Source organism: Acinetobacter kyonggiensis (assembly GCF_900107285.1).
GTDB lineage: Bacteria > Pseudomonadota > Gammaproteobacteria > Pseudomonadales > Moraxellaceae > Acinetobacter > Acinetobacter kyonggiensis.
Map to the genome: position 1 here is coordinate 158845 of NZ_FNPK01000001.1, position 20658 is coordinate 179502.

At 41.0% G+C, this 20658-nt stretch carries 20 protein-coding genes; 12 read left to right on the top strand and 8 right to left on the bottom strand.

Annotated features, from left to right (window positions below):
• The first annotated feature begins 9 nt into the window (after positions 1–9).
• From BLV99_RS00750 to BLV99_RS00760, 3 genes are all read left to right on the top strand, one after another.
• Complete coding sequence (locus BLV99_RS00750; protein ID WP_092686743.1) at positions 10–1905, top strand: ATP-binding cassette domain-containing protein; 1896 nt, start codon at positions 10–12, stop codon at positions 1903–1905.
• Between the two features lie 112 nt (positions 1906–2017).
• A complete protein-coding gene (locus BLV99_RS00755) occupies positions 2018–2953 on the top strand; it encodes an LpxL/LpxP family acyltransferase (RefSeq protein ID WP_092686746.1) in 936 nt (311 codons plus the stop codon).
• A gap of 32 nt (positions 2954–2985) precedes the next feature.
• Positions 2986–4092 carry a glycosyltransferase family 4 protein gene (locus tag BLV99_RS00760; protein WP_092686749.1) on the top strand — a complete coding sequence of 369 codons (1107 nt, stop codon included), beginning with the start codon at positions 2986–2988 and terminating at the stop codon, positions 4090–4092.
• 683 nt (positions 4093–4775) lie between these two features.
• Here the strand turns inward: BLV99_RS00760 and BLV99_RS00765 are convergent.
• The gene (locus BLV99_RS00765) at positions 4776–5903 is read right to left on the bottom strand and encodes an endonuclease/exonuclease/phosphatase family protein (protein WP_092686752.1); all 1128 of its coding nucleotides are present in this window, start codon (positions 5901–5903) and stop codon (positions 4776–4778) included.
• Between the two features lie 184 nt (positions 5904–6087).
• Between BLV99_RS00765 and asd the strand changes: the two genes are divergently transcribed.
• The 5 genes from asd (at position 6088) to truA (ending at position 12034) form a co-directional block, all read left to right on the top strand.
• Complete coding sequence (asd, locus tag BLV99_RS00770; RefSeq protein ID WP_086183836.1) at positions 6088–7209, top strand: aspartate-semialdehyde dehydrogenase; 1122 nt, start codon at positions 6088–6090, stop codon at positions 7207–7209.
• A 142-nt stretch (positions 7210–7351) separates the two neighbouring features.
• Positions 7352–8791, top strand: a complete 1440-nt coding sequence (locus tag BLV99_RS00775) for a FimV/HubP-related protein (protein ID WP_092686754.1) — start codon at positions 7352–7354, stop codon at positions 8789–8791.
• Positions 8792–8860: 69 nt separating this feature from the next.
• Complete coding sequence (locus BLV99_RS00780) at positions 8861–10207, top strand: hypothetical protein (RefSeq protein WP_092686757.1); 1347 nt, start codon at positions 8861–8863, stop codon at positions 10205–10207.
• Positions 10208–10255: 48 nt separating this feature from the next.
• Positions 10256–11224 carry an asparaginase gene (locus BLV99_RS00785; RefSeq protein ID WP_092686760.1) on the top strand — a complete coding sequence of 323 codons (969 nt, stop codon included), beginning with the start codon at positions 10256–10258 and terminating at the stop codon, positions 11222–11224.
• Positions 11225–11236: 12 nt separating this feature from the next.
• On the top strand, positions 11237–12034 hold the full coding sequence (gene truA / locus BLV99_RS00790) for a tRNA pseudouridine(38-40) synthase TruA (protein WP_092686764.1): 798 nt from the start codon (positions 11237–11239) through the stop codon (positions 12032–12034).
• Between the two features lie 93 nt (positions 12035–12127).
• On the opposite strand, the gene BLV99_RS00795 is transcribed toward truA, so the two are convergent.
• On the bottom strand, positions 12128–13138 hold the full coding sequence (locus BLV99_RS00795; RefSeq protein WP_086183841.1) for an AraC family transcriptional regulator: 1011 nt from the start codon (positions 13136–13138) through the stop codon (positions 12128–12130).
• A 230-nt stretch (positions 13139–13368) separates the two neighbouring features.
• Between BLV99_RS00795 and infA the strand changes: the two genes are divergently transcribed.
• Positions 13369–13590: a translation initiation factor IF-1 gene (gene infA / locus BLV99_RS00800; protein ID WP_001284370.1), complete on the top strand. Its 222-nt coding sequence runs from the start codon at positions 13369–13371 to the stop codon at positions 13588–13590.
• 61 nt (positions 13591–13651) lie between these two features.
• Here the strand turns inward: infA and BLV99_RS00805 are convergent, their stop codons facing one another.
• Entirely contained in the window at positions 13652–14014 is a 363-nt protein-coding gene (locus BLV99_RS00805) for a lysozyme inhibitor LprI family protein (protein WP_092686767.1), read from the bottom strand.
• Between the two features lie 228 nt (positions 14015–14242).
• Between BLV99_RS00805 and BLV99_RS00810 the strand changes: the two genes are divergently transcribed.
• Positions 14243–14647, top strand: coding sequence for a hypothetical protein (locus tag BLV99_RS00810; protein WP_086165064.1), 405 nt, complete (start codon positions 14243–14245; stop codon positions 14645–14647).
• A gap of 91 nt (positions 14648–14738) precedes the next feature.
• Here the strand turns inward: BLV99_RS00810 and leuB are convergent, their stop codons facing one another.
• The 5 genes from leuB to BLV99_RS00835 form a co-directional block, all read right to left on the bottom strand.
• Complete coding sequence (gene leuB / locus BLV99_RS00815; protein WP_086183844.1) at positions 14739–15818, bottom strand: 3-isopropylmalate dehydrogenase; 1080 nt, start codon at positions 15816–15818, stop codon at positions 14739–14741.
• 43 nt (positions 15819–15861) lie between these two features.
• Entirely contained in the window at positions 15862–16425 is a 564-nt protein-coding gene (locus BLV99_RS00820; RefSeq protein WP_092686770.1) for a hypothetical protein, read from the bottom strand.
• 104 nt (positions 16426–16529) lie between these two features.
• Complete coding sequence (gene leuD, locus BLV99_RS00825) at positions 16530–17180, bottom strand: 3-isopropylmalate dehydratase small subunit (RefSeq protein WP_092686773.1); 651 nt, start codon at positions 17178–17180, stop codon at positions 16530–16532.
• A gap of 19 nt (positions 17181–17199) precedes the next feature.
• Positions 17200–18633 carry a 3-isopropylmalate dehydratase large subunit gene (leuC, locus tag BLV99_RS00830; protein ID WP_092686776.1) on the bottom strand — a complete coding sequence of 478 codons (1434 nt, stop codon included), beginning with the start codon at positions 18631–18633 and terminating at the stop codon, positions 17200–17202.
• A 344-nt stretch (positions 18634–18977) separates the two neighbouring features.
• Entirely contained in the window at positions 18978–19169 is a 192-nt protein-coding gene (locus BLV99_RS00835; protein WP_086183848.1) for a hypothetical protein, read from the bottom strand.
• 182 nt (positions 19170–19351) lie between these two features.
• Between BLV99_RS00835 and BLV99_RS00840 the strand changes: the two genes are divergently transcribed.
• Positions 19352–19594 carry a DUF2061 domain-containing protein gene (locus BLV99_RS00840; RefSeq protein WP_086183849.1) on the top strand — a complete coding sequence of 81 codons (243 nt, stop codon included), beginning with the start codon at positions 19352–19354 and terminating at the stop codon, positions 19592–19594.
• Between the two features lie 193 nt (positions 19595–19787).
• On the top strand, positions 19788–20654 hold the full coding sequence (locus tag BLV99_RS00845) for a LysR family transcriptional regulator (protein ID WP_086183850.1): 867 nt from the start codon (positions 19788–19790) through the stop codon (positions 20652–20654).
• Positions 20655–20658 lie beyond the last annotated feature (4 nt).

Genomic DNA, 20658 nt, shown 5'->3' on the forward strand with positions numbered 1-20658 from the left:
GGAAACAGTATGGCCTATATTACATTAAGGGATGTCCAACTTGCGTTTGGCGGACCTTCCCTGCTCGACGGCGCGAACTTTAATTTGGAACGCGGTGAACGAGTTTGTTTGATTGGCCGTAACGGTGAAGGTAAGTCTACTTTACTTAAACTCATTGAGGGAAGTTTACTACCAGATCGTGGTGAAGTTTCTATACAAAATGGCATTACCATTTCCATGCTGGCTCAAGATGTACCCATGGACTCTGGTAAAGTTGCGGATATTGTTGCAGATGGCGCAGGTGAAGCCGCTACAGTACTCAGAGCTTATCATGAAGCCAGTGATGCGTGTGTATTGGGTGATATGGATGCCTGTGACCGTATGGGCGAACTCCAGCACAAACTTGATCAAGTGGATGGTTGGGCTTTAGAAACTAAAGTCAACTCGATTTTGAGCAAGATGGGTCTTGACCCAGATGCTGATTTAGCCGATTTATCGGGTGGTCGTAAACGTCGTGTTCTTTTGGCACGTGCGCTTTTAACACAACCTGACGTATTACTTCTTGACGAACCAACCAACCATTTGGACGTTGAAAGTATTGAGTGGTTAGAAAAATTCCTACTCGATCAAAACAACTTAACACTACTCTTCATTTCGCATGACCGTTCATTTGTCGACAGCATTGCGACACGCATTGTTGAACTTGACCGCGGTACTTTGCGTAGCTACGAGGGGAACTATACACGTTACCTCGATCTTAAAGCGCAGCAAATGGAAGCTGAAGAAAAGCAAAATGCGTTGTTTGACAAACGTTTAGCTGAAGAAGAAGTCTGGATTCGTCAGGGCATTAAAGCGCGTCGTACCCGTAACGAAGGTCGTGTTCGTGCGCTGAAAGATTTACGTGAAGAATCAAAAGCACGTCGCTCACAACAAGGCAAAGTGAGCATGGCGACTCAAGATGCCAATCGTTCTGGTAAGTTGGTCTTCGATATTGAACATCTTAGTGTTGCTTTTGGCGACCAAGAACCAATCATCAAAGATTTCTCTGCATTGGTGCTACGTGGCGACCGTATTGGTTTAGTCGGTGACAATGGTGTGGGTAAAACAACCCTAATCAAAGCCATTTTGGGTGAGCTGGAACATACGGGAACTGTAAAAACAGGTACACAGCTTGAAGTCGCTTATTTCGACCAACTGCGTAATGCACTGGATCTTGAAAAATCGGTTAAAGATAACGTGTCTGAAGGTTCGGATTTTGTCGATGTAAATGGCGGCCGTCGTCATATTTACAGCTACTTGCAAGATTTCTTGTTCTCACCTGAACGCGCGCGTACCCCAGTAAAAGCATTGTCTGGTGGTGAACGTAACCGTATTCTGTTAGCGAAGCTCCTGCTTAAACCATCAAATTTAATCGTTATGGATGAGCCAACCAATGACTTGGATATGGTGACTTTAGAGCTATTAGAAGAAATGCTCGGTGGTTATAAAGGCACATTACTTCTAATCTCGCATGACCGTGCATTCATGGACAATGTCGTGACCTCGACTTGGGTCTTTGATGGTAAAGGTCATATCGATGAATACATCGGTGGTTATCAGGACTATTTAGAACAACGCCCTGATCAAACTGCGGTGGATCAAAAAAGTGATGTGAAAAAAGCTCTGGCGAAAGCCGAAGCAGCTGTGCCGAAAAAAGCAAAGTTGAGCTATAAAGATCAACGTGCTTTGGAGCAATTGCCTGCTGAAATGGAAGCTTTAGAAACAGAGCAAGCCAGCTTGAATGAAAAATTGGCTGATGGTTCATTGTTTGTCTCTGATGCTGATGCTGCGGCAAAAATTTCTGCACGTTTGGCTGAAATTGATGCGCTATTGCTTGAAAAATTAGAACGCTGGGAAGAATTAGATAACCTGTCGAAAGGCAATTAATTCACCCTGTTTCAATAGGCATCTGTAGAGAAATCTACAGATGCCTTTTTATTTCAGAATTATGTTCGTGCTACACTACATTCATGTCTAATTTAGATCATCGCACGACACAATGAGTAAAAAAACCAACTATCAACCGGGTACATTTCAATGGTCATTTCTGTTGCCACAATATTGGGGCATTTGGATGGGTATTATTTTCCTCATGATTTTGGCGATTTTACCGTGGGCGATTCAACATCGTTTAGCGACTTTTTTAGGCCAGATCGCATTTAACAAACTGAAATCACGTCGTCACACTACACTTCGAAATTTAGAAGTGTGTTTTCCCGAATGGACAGCTGAACAGCTTCAAGAACATGCCAAACAAGTTTTTGTCGATCAAATGTTGGGGATTTTTGAAACCTTAAATGCATGGTATTGTCCGCAATGGTTTAAAGATCGGGTCAGTATTGAAGGTTTAGAACATCTGCATCATGCACAAGCTGATGGCAAGGGCGTATTACTGCTGGGTACACATTCGACTTTATTAGATGCAGGCGGTTATCTGTGCTCACAGTACTTTGAGCTGGGTGTCGTATATCGTCCGCAGAATAACCCCCTCCTCGACATGCTGATCTACCGCTGCCGCGCCACTATTTATGACCATCAAATTGACCATGATGATATGCGGGGCTTAATCCGAAATCTTAAAAAGGGTCATGCCATTTGGTATAGTCCCGACCAAGACTATGGTTTAAAACAAGGTATCATGGCACCCTTCTTTGACGTACCTGCCGCTACAGTCACGGCACATCGTCGTTTACTTAAAATGTCAAAATCAGTTGCAGTGCCTTTGTATTTCTATCGCGATGGTGACATTAAAGACCCTCGTTACCATGTACTGCTTGAGCCTATGGTCGCTAGCATACCGAGTGACAATGAACTTGAAGATGCCACGCTGGTGAATAAAATTATTGAAAATCAGCTGCGCATCGCACCCACCCAATATATGTGGTTCCATCGCCGCTTTAAAACTCGCCCTGAAGGCTACGAAGAAATTTACTAACACCACCTTTAAAAAAGTTGAAGAGAATACCAATGAAAATTATGCAACTTCTTCCAGAATTAAACAGTGGTGGCGTTGAACGTGGCACATTGGAAATTGCACGTGCACTGATTGCAGCAGGTCACGAATCGATTGTTGTTTCAAATGGTGGACGTCTGGTTGCTCAACTTGAAGCTGAAGGCTCGCAACACCTCAGTTTAGCCATTCATAAAAAATCTTTATCCAGTCTGTGGCAAATACGACCATTGCGTAAACTCATTCAGCAACATCAACCTGATATTGTCCATGTCCGTTCACGCGTACCTGCTTGGCTGACGCATTTTGCACTCAAAGGCATTCCTGCACAGCAACGTCCACATCTGATCTCTACCGTGCATGGCTTTTATTCAACCAATCGTTATAGTGCCATTATGACACAAGCAGAAAAAGTGATTGCCGTGTCTGATAGTGTGGTGAAATATATTACCGAACATTATCAAAACTGCCCGCCTGAAAATATTGTCCGAATTTATCGTGGCATTTCACCGCAAGAATTTCCTCACGGTTATCAACCTTCTGCACTCTGGATCAATCAAACTTTTAAAGATTTCCCGCAACTGGAAAATAAATTTTTAGTTTGTTTGCCAGGACGTATTACCCGTTTAAAAGGACATGAAACGTTAATTGAACTCCTGCAACAATTACAAAACCAATATCCAAATTTGCATGCAGTCGTGGTCGGTGGCGCTGATGCTAAAAAGCAGGCCTATTTAGAAGAACTGGAAAACAACATTCAAGCTAAAGGTTTGCGAGATCAAATAACTTTTGTTGGACATCGTTCAGATATACGTGAATGGCTGGCATTTAGCGACGTGGTGCTGTCTTTGTCCAATCAAGCAGAAACTTTTGGACGTACCGCTTTAGAAGCGTTATCGGTGGGAACACCTGTGATTGGCTGGAATCGTGGTGGTGTGGCAGAAATTTTATCTCATCTTTATCCGCAAGGTTTAATCGACGTGGGTGATCAAGCTGCATTATTGCATGCCGTTCAGCAGCATATAAATGAACCTCAAGGCGTTGAACCCGTCACCATGTTTAGTTTAAAAGAGATGTGTGATCGAACCATTGATTTATATAAACATGTTTTAAATTTAGATTAAATTTAAAACATGTACTGGCTCAAATCAGTCTATTTTTATCTCGATGGTCTATAAAAGTAGACGGGTTGCAAAACACTCAATATTTTATAAATGCTGTAATAGCTTGCACTAACTTTTAAAATGAGGGCTAATCAAGCAAAGTACGCTGAGATCATTCACGAGTCATAAAAAGCAGTCTTTCCAAAGCCTAAACTATGCCCTTCACCCAAACAGCAACAATCAGCACGACCTAAATCGCAAGATATGATTTCAGCTGATCGTGATGAAAAATTGACCTTAAACAACAGCAATAATCCTGCATAGATCTGCAAAGTATCACGAACTAAATCGGTAAAATAAACAAAAGAGAGGTTCGATTTTTCAATTTTTACTCAGTACATCGCTGATATTTTATTTTTAGCATTGGCTATAAAAGCATAACCCGAGTTCTGCTTCCTGCAAAACTCGGGTTCATAAGGTTGTGCTTTCAAAATTTGTTTTTATTCTGTTGTGGCTATCCATTGCTGCATCATATCCATGATGACTATCCACCAGCATCATCTTCCATAATGGGATGTTCCGTTCCCAACTCCTTGGCTGATGTGTGCATACTAAGTAAAATTTTAAAAAAGGACTATTCGCCATAGACCTAAATCAATGTAAGCCATTTCGTACACTATTCCCCTAATCCCCCGATCATCACTTTAAGGCACTTTAGTCTCATTTTTATAATCCTGTGCAATTTCATCGGTGACTATTTTTTCTTCCTTTTCTGCTTGTTCAATTCCTTCTTGAATAGCTTGCTGTGCCTCTTGTTCATCTGCATCGGTTTGTTCAAGCTCTTCTTGAATCTGATCAAAAATACGCCCTGTTTGTAAAACAACATGTACGGGAAAATGATCCGACCCAATATGGGGCAAGCGATTCATTTCAACTAGAGCAAAATCAGTACTATGAAACACATGATCTAAAGACCATCTAAGCAGCGGGTAATCGGCATGAAAAGTATTGACATAATGTCGACCCACACGCGGATCGAGTAAGCCACTAATGCGTTGAAAAAGCCGTGTTGTCCGTGACCATGCCACATCATTCAAATCGCCCATCACAATACAGCTTTGATCCAAATCTTTAACTTGATCCCCCACAATCAGCAGTTCTGCATCACGTAAGGTTGAATCTTTGGCTTCAGTTGGACTGGGCGGTTTCGGATGCAAACAATAGAGCTGCACGGGTTGACCTGAACGCAAAATTACCGTGGTATGAATTGAAGGGATTTCATCACTTAAAATAAACTTAATTTCAGCGTCTTTTAATTCAAGACGACTATATAAATGCATGCCATACAAATTATCCAAGGGCACAGGGACACGATACGGATAATCTTTTTCAATCACTGCCAGTTCATTTTGCCAAGTTTGATCTGACTCTAAAGTCAGGACTAAATCGGGTTGGTGTTGCCGAATCTGTTCAATCAACAAGTGATATTGCTGATTTGGCGTCAGTACATTGGACACAATCACCGAGATTTGCTGCTTTGAATTCAACTGATTTTGACGAACCTGCTTGACCTGCTTTTTCCAAATAAAGGTATAAGGCAGCACCATTTTCAGTTGATAAGCCAGTGCTGCAATTAAGGCAATAAAAATAAGTTCCCGCCAGATATCCCACGGCTGATCCCAGACTAACAACAGGACAAAGGCAATTAACCCCAAAACTAAAATTTGTAAGCGTGGAAAATCTGCACCGCGAAACCACCATTCATCACGTGGAATGAGTGACCAAAAGCTCAACCAAATCACCACAACAGCTAACGCTTCTACCCAGATCATGATGTACTTCTCTTATATTCTTAATTCTTTCATGATTCATAAATTTATATCAGTTTTGCATGTAACATAAACAAGATATATTACACAATAATATTGCTGTTTTCATTGTGTAGCGCTTGCAGTTGTGCGCTCTTTTGATACACTCGAATTTCCTTTTTATTTTAACGCACCGAGGCGAAGTGACATGAAAGTAGGTCTGGTCGGTTGGCGCGGGATGGTTGGTTCCGTCCTTATGCAACGTATGGTTGAAGAGAATGATTTTGCTCATTTTGAGCCATTCTATTTTTCTACCAGTAATGCAGGTGGTGAAGCCCCTGCTTTTGGTGGTAAGACTGCCCCAGCACTTATGGATGCATCAGACATTAATAGTCTGAAGCAAATGGATGTCATTATTACCTGCCAAGGTGGTGATTATACCTCTGAGGTTTTTCCGAAATTAAAAGCGGAAAACTGGAACGGTTACTGGATTGATGCTGCATCTACATTGCGTATGGATGATGAAGCGATCATTGTGCTTGATCCTGTCAACATGCACGTAATCAAAGACGGCTTAGTCAAAGGCACCAAAACCTTCGTCGGCGGTAACTGTACCGTTTCATTGATGCTAATGAGCATGGGCGCGCTTTACCAAAATAATTTGGTCGAGTGGATGACTGCAATGACGTATCAAGCAGCATCAGGTGCTGGTGCACAAAACATGCGTGAATTGATTTCAGGTATGGGTTATTTATATAACAATACTAAAGATTTGTTAGATGATCCACGTTCACCAATCTTAGATATTGACTCTAAAATTGCAGACTTACAACGTGGTGAAGGCTTCCCTTCTGCAAACTTTGGCGTACCTTTAGCGGGTTCGCTCATTCCTTATATCGACAAACAGTTAGACAACGGTCAGTCAAAAGAAGAATGGAAAGCACAAGTTGAAACCAACAAAATTTTAGGTAATCAACAAATTATCGTACCGATTGATGGTCACTGTGTACGTATTGGTGCCATGCGTTGCCACTCTCAAGCTTTAACATTGAAGTTAAAGAAAGATGTACCATTGGATGAAATTGAAGACATGATTCGTCAATCCAACCCATGGGCAAAAGTGGTTCCAAATACCCGTGAAGCATCGATGACGGATCTTACACCTGTTGCAGTCACTGGTACTTTAACTGTTCCAGTTGGTCGTTTACGTAAACTCAATATGGGTAAAGAATACCTTGGTGCGTTCACTGTTGGCGATCAATTGCTTTGGGGGGCTGCGGAACCTTTACGCCGTATGCTGCGCATCTTAATTGAATATAAAAATGCGTAATTGCTAAAGATTCAAAAATCAAAAGCCGATCTATTGTGATCGGCTTTTTTTATGTATTCTTTATGTTAATATTTTACAACTCTTCAACATCTCGTTAATCTACAACTTCGCAATGCGATACAAAACCGAGCTAAAGATTAAGATGACCGCATATAAAAAATTAAAGATCGCCATTTTAGCCATTATTGCTTCGCAGAATATTCATGCGATTACGATTGATCCTATTCAAATTCAATCTGCACCAGGTGAATTACTCTATGCTGAAATGAATTTCCGTCAAGCTGATCCAAATGCACAAATACAAGCCAGCTTGGCGACAGTCGACGAACTTCTTTCTTTAGGCGTAACACATCAACCACCTGGACATCTTAATTTTTTTACCCGTCGCGATGGTTCGGGTAATGGCGTGATTACCATTACCTCTTCACGTCCACTGACCGAAGCTGAACTCAATGTTATTATTAAAATTAAAGAAGGCAATGCAACGCGATTACAACATATCAAAACGCCACTGCAACGAAGCACGACCAATACTCAAGTCCGTACTCAAGGCAATGAAAAGCCTTTAACACCAATCAGCATTGTCAGTGAAAAAGAGATTGCTTTGCAACTCCCTGAAAGCACGCAATATCAAACTAAAAAAGTAGCAGTCATCGCACAACAATCATTTGAAGCACCATTAATGGTGCGCAAGACAGCTCCGCCTAGCCTCAATGCGAGCAGTTCTGCACCCATGCCGATCTCATCCATGACCATGCTTGCCCCTCAAGCTGTAACCTCAAAGGATGTCGTATCGATTAAACCCAATACAGTAACAGCACAGCAAAATACGGTAAAAAATCAGCCAAAAGCACCTAACACAATGCTCTCCGCAGACCCATTAGCGAAAAAATATGCAGAATCCCCGACTCCAAAAGGTACCGAGGCGAAAAAAATAAATAGTCCTATGGAACAAGCTGCCACCAAAGTTAAAGCAGAATCATCTCCTGCTGCACAAAAACCTGTCCCACATCAAAATGCCCCAGCAATAACAGCGCAAAGCACAAAGCATGTGGTGCAATCCAATGAGTCTCTATGGGCAATCGCTTCACGTGTAGCCACTGAGCAAAATCGCCCGATTGGCGAAGTGATGAAACAAATCAAAACCAATAATGAACATGCTTTTATTCAAGGTGATATCAACCGTTTGCGTCGTGGCGTTGCCTTAAACCTCAACACAGGGAATCCTCAAAAAGAAGAGCAAAAAGTCAGTGTCACCAATGTAATGAATGCATCTTCTAAACAATCGGGTAAAGCCAAATATCGCTTAAATCAAGCGGAAATGAGCTTAGTCGCAGAGAAAGAACAAGATTCAGCCAGCGGTTCTGCTAAGAAGAACACAGAAAGAAATCAAACTTCAAACGAGTTATCATTAAAAGTTATGACATCTCGTAAAAAAACCGTTAAATTACAGAGAAACGTAACACAGTTAGAATTGGCATTGCGTCACAAGGATCACAGAATTCAATTATTGAATACTCGTCTTGCCCAATTGCAACAACAATTGAAAGCACAACAAGTAGAGAAAAAGCCAACACACTAAAGTGTTATACAATTTGATTTTTTGGATGAGTTTCATTGATAACAACTCAATCCTGTAAGGGGTAACAACATGCTGATTTATGTGATTCCGTTTATATTGTTATTAGTGATCGCAGTTGTCCTAAAAAAGCGTGAAACCGGTAAACAAGCGGAACAAACTTCAACAGCGAAAGCGAAAAAAGTAAGCTCAACCAAAAAGACACCTCAAAAAACTCAAATTGTGTCAGATCCTGTGGTGGAAAAGAAAAAGACCACTGCTTTAGCTGAGGATGTGCGCAATAAAATTGGCACATTGATCAGCGCACACAATTTTTTTGCTGCTGAAGCACAAATTAATCAAGCATTAAATAAAGACAACTCACAGCATGAGCTGTATTTATTATTACTCGATATTCACATCTTACAAAAAGATGAATTTGCAATTAACCAACTGATTAATCATTTACGTTCATTAGAACTAGACGATTTTTTAGAGCAAGCACTGGCTAAAAAAGCAGCTCATGACCAACAAGCGCTAAGCTCTAGAGACACGATTGATTTCAAAATGGAATCATCCGCTCAAACGGCAATTGAACAACCGGCAGTTGAACAAAAAAATACTGCCGATTTTGATGCGCTTATGAGTAATAATTCTGCTGCGCCATCGGTAACGGCAAATGATGTATCTTTTGATCAGCTACAGCAAGAAACACGCCCAAGCCAAAAAGATCACGTTGAAGAAATTAAACCGTTAGATTTCAATACTTTTTCTCTTGATCAAGCGCCTATCACAACTGCAAAAACCGAAGTGCCAATCTCAATAGTTGAAGAAATTAAACCTTTAGACTTTAGCAGTTTATCTTTAGACCCTACGCCAACCATTACAGCAAAACCAGAACCAACTCCTGTAGTAGAAGAAATCCAGCCTTTAGATTTCTCTTTTAGCCTAGATACGCCAGCAGTAGAACAGTCTGCTCAACCTGCTGAAGAGACTATTCCATTTGAAGTAGCAGCAGTTGAAGAAAAAGCTGAATTTGATTTTAATTTCTCTCTTACAGAAACCGTTGCGCCTGTTGAAGCAAAAACTGTTGCTGAAGAAACTACGCCGAGTTTAGATTTAGAATTTAATCTAGAACCTGCAACGCCAAACGAGCCACTATCTATAGAAACAGCGCCAGCGAAAAGCTCTGGTGTAAGTTTTGATATTAGCAATATCAGTTCATCTGCATCTCAAGCAGACCAAAATGATCCGCTCATGCTCTCCTTCCCTGAACTGATTGATGTGAATGAAATTAGCCTGAATTTAGAGCTTGCAGCGCAATATATTCAATTAGGGGCCTTTGAGTCGGCACATGAGTTATTAATAGAGCATGAAGCTGAATATACCACTGAACAACGCCAACAAGCAGATCAGTTACGCAATCAGATAGCATCTTAAGTTATTTCGCTCTACTATAAAGCAGTCATCATTGACTGCTTTTTTATTATGAAAAAAATAGCCTTAATTTATATGGGGGGAACCTTTGGCTGTATTGGCGAGCCACTCAGCCCAATGCCTGCTGAAGATTTTATTCCCCAGCTACAACGCATTCTTCCGTTACAGCTTGAAATTGAATGTTTTGTTGCACCCAGCATTAAAGACAGTAGCGCCTGTACTGCAACGGACTGGCTTAAACTCATTCAGCTGATTCAAAGCCTACAACTTAAATATTATCAGCATTTTGTCGTGATTCACGGCACAGACACCCTAAGCTATGCCAGCGCAACGCTGGCACACTTTATCGGTCAATCTGCTCATGTGGTATTAACTGGTAGCCAATATCCGTTATTAAATGTCTCGGGTACACAAACCCGCAAATTTACCGATGCTATGGATAACCTGAATTTTGCTCTGGATGCGGTAGTGACCACGCCAGTGGGTGTCTATTTGGCCTTTCAGCACCAACTGCTTCATGCGCAAACTGCGCTAAAACAACATACAACGGAATTAAATGCTTTTGCAGGTCAAAATGTCCAAGTAAATTTGGCAACGATTCAGCATAGCTATATCGTGCATGAACATGATATTGAGAAGGCAGCAGAATTCAACTGCCTAAGTTTAATGCTGCAACCGCTAGCAATCGAACAACACATCACGAACTTAAAAAATTTACAGCAACACGCCCCTCATGCGCTGATCTTACAGGGCTTTGGTACAGGTAATTTAGCCGTCAATGCAGAGTTCATCTCTACACTTCAGGCCATTCAAACGCAAGGTTGTGCCATCATTCTCACCACGCAAGTACCTTTTGGCACGATTGATCAACGCTATGCCATCAGTGAGTGGACACAATATGCCAATATCATTGTCAGTGATTGCTTAAGCCATGCAGATCTTTATGCAAAAACACTGAAAATGTATTTACAATATGACCGCGTAGACCAGTGGCATGCTCACTGGCATGATTCAATATAAATAGAGGTAAATATGCAGCGTTTTGCGGTCGGTATTGAGTTTTCTGGGGTTGAGTATCGAGGTTGGCAAACCCAGCAAGCGGGTGTCCGCAGTGTGCAAGAAACCATTGAAACTGTGCTGAGTAAAATTGCCAATGAACCAATCATTATTCAGGGCGCTGGACGAACCGATGCTGGTGTACATGCGACGAATATGGTTGCACATTTTGATACTTCTGCGATTCGTCCACTGCGGGGCTGGCTCATGGGGGCAAATAGCACTTTACCCAAAGACATTGCTATCCAATGGATTAAAGCGGTGGATACGGATTTTCATGCTCGTTTTAAAGCACAATCACGACGTTACCGTTATGTCATCTACAATTCAGCTAGCCGACCTGCACTGCTTTATCAACAAGTCACCCATGCCTATTACCCACTTGATGTGGATAAAATGATTGAAGCTGCGAAAAAATTTGAAGGAACCCATAACTTTGAAAGCTTTCGTGCCAGCTCTTGTCAATCTAAGCAACCTATACGTCATGTGAGCCATTGCCGTTTAATTCGTCATGGTTGTTATTTAGTGCTCGATATTCAAGCCGATGGTTTTTTACATCATATGGTGCGTAACATCGTGGGATGCTTGCTCGAAGTTGGACAAGGCATGTATGAAATTGACCATATTGACACAATTTTTGCCGCTGAAAACCGTAAAGCAGCAGGGATTACGGCCCCACCTGATGGCTTATATTTTATTCAAGCACATTACCCAGAACAATTTGATTTACCTCAAGCACCTTTAGGCCCACATTGGTTAAATATGCCTGAATAATACAATCCCTCCCGACCTCCCTTTTTGAAGGGAGGAGTTTCCTCTACTTTTTTAAAGATAAGGAACACTGTTTCGCAAGAGGGAGGGATTTAATTAACGCTGCTTACGCTTTCGATACTCTACTGGCGTTTCATTGGTCCAACGCTTAAACGCACGATAGAAGGTACTCGGTTCTGAAAAACCAGTTAAATACACAATTCGCTCCACACTTTCAGCAGTATTGGCCAATAATTTTTTCGCCAAACGACAACGATAATCCGAAAGAATTTGCTGAAAACTAGTATGCGCCTCACTGAGCTGCGTGCGTAAACGACGTGGCGTAATATTTAAATGGGTGGCAACTGTTTCTAAAGTAGTTTCACCGCTTTCCAAAGTCGAACCAATGGCACGGCGAACCTCACCGACCAAATCATAGCGTGCAAGCTCTTGTAGCTTTTCCAGTGCCAATTGCTCATGTAGTTGTAATAACTCAGGTTCTGCCTGCCACAATTGGTACTCTAAAATGGCTGGGTCAAAATACAAACGGGTTTCTTTTTGCCCCAAACTGACAGGACACTCATAGACCCGAAAATATTCGTCGTCAAAAGCCCCCTGACTAAAATTAAAATCGATGTAAATCGGGTTGAAACGACCTTCGGTAATAAATTTAAAGAAACGTAAGATTCCTGACATGGCACATTCAGAAAAATGACGATTGACCAAATGGTCTACCCAAGCCCCTTGTTCACCATTGGTAAGATAGCAACGACCATCCTCAAGCACCAGTTTGGCATGAAATGCATCACTGATCAGCCGTTGATAGGCCAATGCTCGCTTTAGTCCCTCACCAAAGTTTTCACTTGAGATGAATAGATGTTCGATCACCTGTCCACGATATAAAGGCAAGTGTTCACCTAAGTGCAAACCAATATCAGGATCACGACTGACCTCCTCTGCTGCTACCCAAAAGGCATATTGGGCACTGAGCGGAGTACGATCATTGGTTTCGACCTGATTTAAGGCGACACCAGCTTTTGTTAAAATTTCTTCGGTTGGCAAACCCGAACGACGAATCGCTTGGTAACCCAATCGTAAAACAACCGATGCATCAGTTAGCTGACCCACGCCAAGACCTTCCTTGTATGTTCTTCATTTATACTTAAAAAGATTAATTTTAGATTAACTGTGATTGACCGAACTGACAACAGAACAATGCTGTTTTTTGTAGAAAATATTTAAATGTATGGTTCGCTTATTTAACTGACAGATGATCGGGCAACGCCCCATTCCGCCTTGTTTTATGCAAAAAAATTGACTATAATTTGCGCCTTCCCAATTTGATCATCAGGTAGGCTATGGCCAATAAAGAGGAACTCATCGAGTTCGAAGGCGTTGTCACCGAAACGCTTCCTAATACTATGTTCCGTGTACGTTTAGAAAACGGTCACGAAGTCATTGCTCACATCTCTGGTAAAATGCGCAAACACTATATTCGTATTTTGACTGGCGACAGTGTTAAAGTAGAAATGACTCCTTATGATTTGACCAAGGGTCGTATTACTTATCGTGCACGCTAAGTTTTAGCGCAAGCAAAAGCCACTTTAAAGTGGCTTTTTTTATAATATTCAACACTGAAAATCAATTCAGGGCATTGGTTTTACAGCCAATAGTTTTGCATTCACGCAGACGCTCTCTAAGCCAGTTATTACGCTCTTGCGTGGTACTTAAACGGCATTGCACATCAATCCCTGTATCTGTGGTGCACTGCGCATCGCGTTCACGAATCCACTCCAGCTGAGACTTTTTCAGAATATTTTTTTGTTTGTCCGATAATTTTCCGCGCAAAGCCTGATAATTTTTATTTAATTCTGCATCTGCACTGGCATACAGTTTGTTGGTGCAATAGACATCATCATAGGTATTACGTGCATTTTCACAATTATCTGCAAATGCAACACCAGACAATAAAATGCCACTCAGCATTAAAATGATTTTTTTCATCTTTATTCCTTTGCCCTTTTTTGTATTTTATAAAAATTAATTTTCATAAATAGTTTATGCGAAATACCTGCGATAGGATATTAAAAATTATCATGCTGTTGATCATCTAAAACGGCTAGTCAACATGATGTCTGGCTATTTTATTGAAATAACGACCGTATATCGAATCACAACAATATGATTCAGCAGATCTGCCTACACTGGTTTTATTTGATGTGAGTACAGCTTATGAAGTTTATACTTTCTGTTGGACTCTTTGCTGCCTATTGCATGCTATATGGTTGTGTATCGTCCCCGACAACGAATACCATGCAGCGAGAAGCCTATTTGCAGCAATTTATCGGGCAATCCAGTGATCAAATTCGTGCACAACTTGATTTAAGCAGCATAGGCTACCAGCAAGTCAGTCCACCTATCTTAAAAGCAAATACCTTAACTTATATTGCAGCTCGATCCATCAGCATTCCTGTCCCTATGGCGCAAAATCCTGCCATGGGCATCGGTGCAGGAACAACCGTTCCCATCCCAAGTACGGCTGCACAAAGCTACGATGTCAATTTGAACTGCCGTATCAGCTTTCTCTTAGAACAAAATATTGCCAAAGCGCTACACATGTCAGGACGCACCTGTTAAAAACACGCTCTTGATGCACTTTTGGCAAACTAAATATAAAAAATGCAGCTCTTTGGCTGCGTTTTTCATTTCAAATCTATGGTGAATAAACTTAGTTCAATGCAGCAACCACAGCTTGACCCATTTCAACAGTACCCACTTTGCCCATACCTTCAGACATAATATCTGCTGTACGTAAGCCTTGATCCAGTACATGACCTACAGCATCTTCAATCGCTTGTGCAGCCGCTTCTTCACGGAATGTGTAACGTAGCATCATTGCAACAGAAAGAATCGTTGCGAGTGGATTTGCAATGTTTTGACCTGCGATGTCTGGTGCAGAACCATGACAAGGTTCATACATACCTTTACCATTTTCATCCAAAGATGCCGATGGCAACATGCCAATTGAACCTGTCAACATTGCAGCTTCATCAGATAAAATGTCACCGAACAAGTTAGAAGTCACAATCACATCAAATTGTTTCGGTGCACGTACCAATTGCATTGCGGCATTATCCACATACATATGCGACAAGTTAATCTTTGGATATTCGGCTTCTTTCATTGCAGTGACCGTTTGTTTCCAAAGCTCAGTCACTTCTAGAACATTGGCTTTATCTACCGAACAAACTTTACCACCACGCAGACCTGCCAATTCAAACGCTACTTTCGCAATACGTCTAATTTCAGATTCTGAATAAATATCAGTGTTATAACCTTGTTTCTCACCATTTTCTAATTCACGAATACCACGTGGTTGACCAAAGTAAATACCACCTGTCAATTCACGTACAATCAGAATGTCTAAGCCAGAGACGATTTCTGGTTTCAAGCTCGAAGCATCTGCCAATTGTGGGTACAAAATTGCTGGACGTAAGTTAGCAAAAAGGTTGAGTTCACTACGAATTTTTAACAAACCACGTTCTGGACGAATTGAACGCTCAATGCTGTCCCATTTCGGCCCACCGACAGCACCGAGTAAAATGGCATCTGCTTTTTTTGCTTGTTCAGCTGTTTGTTCAGGATATGGTGCACCATGAACATCAATCGCTGCACCACCCAATAAACCTTGTTCCCAAGTCAAACCTAAATTGAATTTTTCATTTACGCGTGTGAGTACTTGTTCTGCGGCGTTAACAATTTCAGGACCGATGCCATCACCAGCTAAAATCAAAATATGTTTTGACATGAGATTTTCCATTTTCAAAGTCAGTCATTGGACTGATGCAATATTAAATTTTTTGTTCCACAAACTCACCTAAGCCATTTAGGGCATTATAAGGTTTGCAGAAACGTCGAATGGTTTTTTGGTCTTGTTGAAGCTCAACACAGAGTGGATCAGGTGCAGAAACATTCAACAGACTTCCTTGATGCCTCGTTCGGTCACGATACATCTTAAAGGTATAGTTTTTTTGAGCATTAAATTTGTGAAATACATGTAGTGTCTCAGCACGATCTTTCGATATCGGATAAAAACGAATCACCACTTCATGCTGCCCTGCTGGCACGGACAAAAACAAAGAATTCGGTTCTGCCAACAATTTGGGTTGTAAACGAACAATCCCCTGATCAATCGCTTCACGGCTCACACGGTGACTTTGAGCATCCACAATCGGCATTTGATCGAAACGCTCAAACTCACATTGTTCTGTTCCAGCACAAAAAATCAACGCATTTAATTTTGTCGACTCTGTCTCTTTCACATTATTAATACGTTTTTTATCCCAGCTTTGGCATGCACTTAAAGATGCAAGCATAAGCCCCAGCACAGCAAGCTGACCGTAAACTTTTGTCATTATTCGAGCCCAACCTCACCAATTAAAACCAACGAGATATTTTTATAGATTCGATATTAACAAGAGTTAAGCTCCGATACTACTATGTCCGAAATTTCAAACAATTAACCACGAATTTCTGCAAAGACCCAAGGGCGTGATTGCTTAGTTTTTTCTTCAAATGCACGAATATCATCCGCAACTTGAAGGGTTAAGCCAATATCATCCAAGCCATTCAATAAACAATGCTTACGAAATGGATCCACTTCAAATTTGAAAACTTCGCCTTGAGGTGTACGAACTTCCTGTGTTTCAAGATCGATAGTTAATTGATAACCCTCACTTGCAGCACATTCTTTAAAGAGTTGATCCACAATGTCTTCTGCTAAAATCACAGGCAACATACCGTTTTTAAAGCTGTTATTAAAGAAAATATCAGCATAGCTTGGGGCAATCACGGTACGAAAGCCGTACTCTTCTAAAGCCCAAGGTGCATGTTCACGGCTTGAACCACAGCCAAAATTGGCACGTGTAATCAAAACGGATGCACCTTGATAACGTGGTTGGTTCAAAATAAATTCAGGATTCTTTGGACGAATGGAATTATCTTGCCCCAGATAACCTTCATCTAAATAGCGTAATTCATCAAATAAGTTATCCCCAAAACCAGTGCGTTTGATGGACTTCAAAAACTGTTTTGGAATAATTAAATCTGTATCAACATTGGCACGGTCTAAAGGTGCAACAATACCTTGTTCAACGGTATAAGCTTTCATAATTTGCTCCTAGTCCCAATTAGAATGAACGAACATCGACGAAATGACCGGCTATCGCTGCCGCTGCGGCCATAGCTGGACTGACCAAATGGGTACGACCGCCATTGCCCTGACGACCTTCAAAGTTACGGTTAGAGGTCGATGCACAATGCTCCCCCGGTTGTAATTTGTCTGCATTCATCGCTAAACACATTGAACAGCCCGGCTCACGCCATTCAAAACCTGCTTCAACAAAGATTTTATCTAAACCTTCTGCTTCTGCTTGTTGCTTCACTAAGCCTGAACCCGGAACCACCATTGCCTGTTTAATTGAACCTGCAACTTTACGCCCTTGAATCACTTCAGCAGCAGCACGAATATCTTCAATACGCGAGTTGGTACATGAACCAATAAATACACGGTCTAATTGAATGTCAGCCAACGCTTGACCGGCATTTAAACCCATATATTGATAAGCACGTGTCCAATCATTACGTTGTACATCATCTTTGGCTTGTTCTAAAGTCGGTACGGCTTGTGAAACAGGAATGACCATTTCAGGTGAGGTTCCCCAAGACACTTGTGGCTCAATGTCTTCACCTTGTAACACCACAACGGTATCAAAATGCGCGTCTTCATCAGAATGTAAAGTATTCCAATATTCAACCGCGGCATCCCATTGTTCACCTTTTGGTGCGTAGTTACGACCTTGCACATATTCAATGGTTTTGTCATCGACAGCGACCATACCAACACGCGCACCCGCTTCAATCGCCATGTTACATACGGTCATACGACCTTCAATTGACATATCACGGAACACTTGACCACCGAATTCAATCGCATGACCTGTACCGCCCGCAGTGCCGATTTTACCAATAATGGCTAAAACCACGTCTTTTGATGTTACGCCTTGACCTAAAACACCATCAACACGAACCAACATGTTTTTCATTTTCTTTTGCACTAAGCACTGAGTTGCTAAAACATGTTCAACTTCAGATGTGCCGATACCATGTGCCAAACAGCCAAATGCACCATGTGTTGCAGTGTGCGAGTCGCCACAAACCACGGTCATGCCCGGCAAAGTTAAGCCTTGTTCAGGGCCAACCACATGGGCAATCCCTTGGCGAATATCATTGATCTTAAATTCAACAATATTAAAAGCATCGCAGTTGTCATCTAAAGTTTGCACTTGGATACGTGAAGTTTCATCTTCAATCCCTGCAATCCCTTGATCACGTTCAGCTTTTGAAGTCGGTACATTATGGTCAGGAGTCGCAACATTGGCACTTAAACGCCAAGGTTTACGACCTGCAAGCTGTAAACCCTCAAAAGCTTGCGGTGAAGTAACTTCATGTAATAAATGACGGTCGATGTAAAGTAAGGCTGAACCATCATCTCGTTGTTTTACTAAATGGTCATCCCACAATTTGTCATACAAAGTCTTTGCTTTTTGGGTATTGCCTGCCATGTCGACGTGCTCCATAGAACTGGGTAATGCTTTTATTAACTTCGATTATAACCACGTATTTACATAAATCTAATTTATCATTTTTATTAGTTTGAAAACTTTTTGGAATTAATTTTTTAACAGATCAAAACCACTTATGCTGACAATATTTCATATCGACACCTTTAAACCAACCTTTTATTTACATAGCATTTTATTGAAATGATCAAGATGAATTCATCGCTTGAGCCAACAATCCAGATTGAATAAAGCACAGCAACATCTCAACCTTCTTATTTGTATTCAAAAGGCTAGATAATTTTTCAGCTGTCTCTTGCCATGCTTGTTGACGGTTAAAAATAAAATTATGTAGATGGGTCTGCTTTACTCTCGAGCAGTTCCTCAATCGCCTTAATTAATTCCGCTTTTGCTGCACTACATTCAGCCGCAGCTCGATTTTCATCATTTTCATCATCGGCAAGCTCATAAACCGCAGTACGTTTTTCTACGGCTTCCTCAAACAAATCGAGGAGATATTTTATATGTTTAATATGCATAACTTACATCCTTTAAGAATAGATCAAGAGTTGATACTTTTTTTAGATTGATTGATTTTTAGATTAACTGGCTTTTAATTCAAAAAACCGATTTAAATATACAAAATGTTCGTTTTTACAAATCAAATAAGACTGATTATCCTTTAATCATATCCCGAAGATAAAGCTTGAGAAATCCCCTTATGGCACATATTCAAAAATTTGTTACTTACAACCAGAAAACCTTAAAGAAGACCTGTAGTTATTACATTATGCACATAGGCATTGCACTGTTGGTTGGCTATTTTGTCACAGGCAGTATCTGGATGGCATTAACGCTGAGTTTACTTGAACCGACCATTCAGGCGATTGCATTTTTCTTTCATGAAAAAGTTTGGGAAAAAAATGCCTCAAACTTGCAAAAAAGCCAGAACATGACGGTCTAGAATATTAAACATATTGTAGGTTCAAGCTTAATTCTTTCCACAAATCACTTTACTACTATGAAGTGATTTGTGATTTTTACCTCGTGCATTCACATCTTCATACATTTTTTAGCTTTGATTTTTATTCTGGCATTCACTTTTGGTATAAAAATATTTTATACTTATTTTGATATTTCATAACCAGACTACTCATATGAATCTTGCTGCTTTTGAAGCTTTTGTTAAAGTTATGGAAACAGGCTCTATTTCTATGGCTGCCGATCTGTTGTTTATTACCCAACCTGCAGTCACTAAACGAATTCATAGTTTAGAAGAATATTTTGGTGTAAAGCTGTTTGAGTCTGCGGGGCGCGGTGTTCAAGCCACTCATGCCGCTCACTCCCTGCTGCCTAAAGTAAAAAACTGGCTCAATGAACTGGGGGATATTCATCACACCCTCAGTCATGAACAAGGGCAAGTTCAAGGTAAGCTTAAAATAGGCACCAGCCATCATATTGGTTTACATCATTTGCCCAATCACCTACGCAATTATGTTCAAGCCTTTCCAGAGGTCACTTTAGATGTGCATTTTGTTGATTCTGAACAAGCCCATGAAAAAGTACTTGCGGGTGACTTAGAATTGGCATTTTTGACCCTACCGCCTCAAGGCGATGCTCGTCTGAGTTATGTGAACATTTGGGATGATCCTTTGGTTTTTGTCGCGGCATCCTTTCATCCTCTAGCCAATCAAAAAAATTTACAACTTGAAGATTTGATTCGATATCCAAGTTTATTACCTGCTGCACAGACATATACCAGTCAAATCACTTTGGCTGAATTTGAAAAACGTGGTTTAAAACCGAAAGTCAGCATGAGTAACAACCCACTCGAATCGATTCGCATGTTAGCCTCGATTGGTCTTGGTTGGTCCGTTTTGCCAAAGACTTTAATCAATCAAGATTTACAACAACTGGATATTAATTTTGAAATGCACCGTCAATTGGGTATGGTTTGGCACCCTGGGCGCAGCCAATCTAAGGCCGTTTTAGAGCTAATTGAAATGATGAAAATCAAGGGTTAAAGCC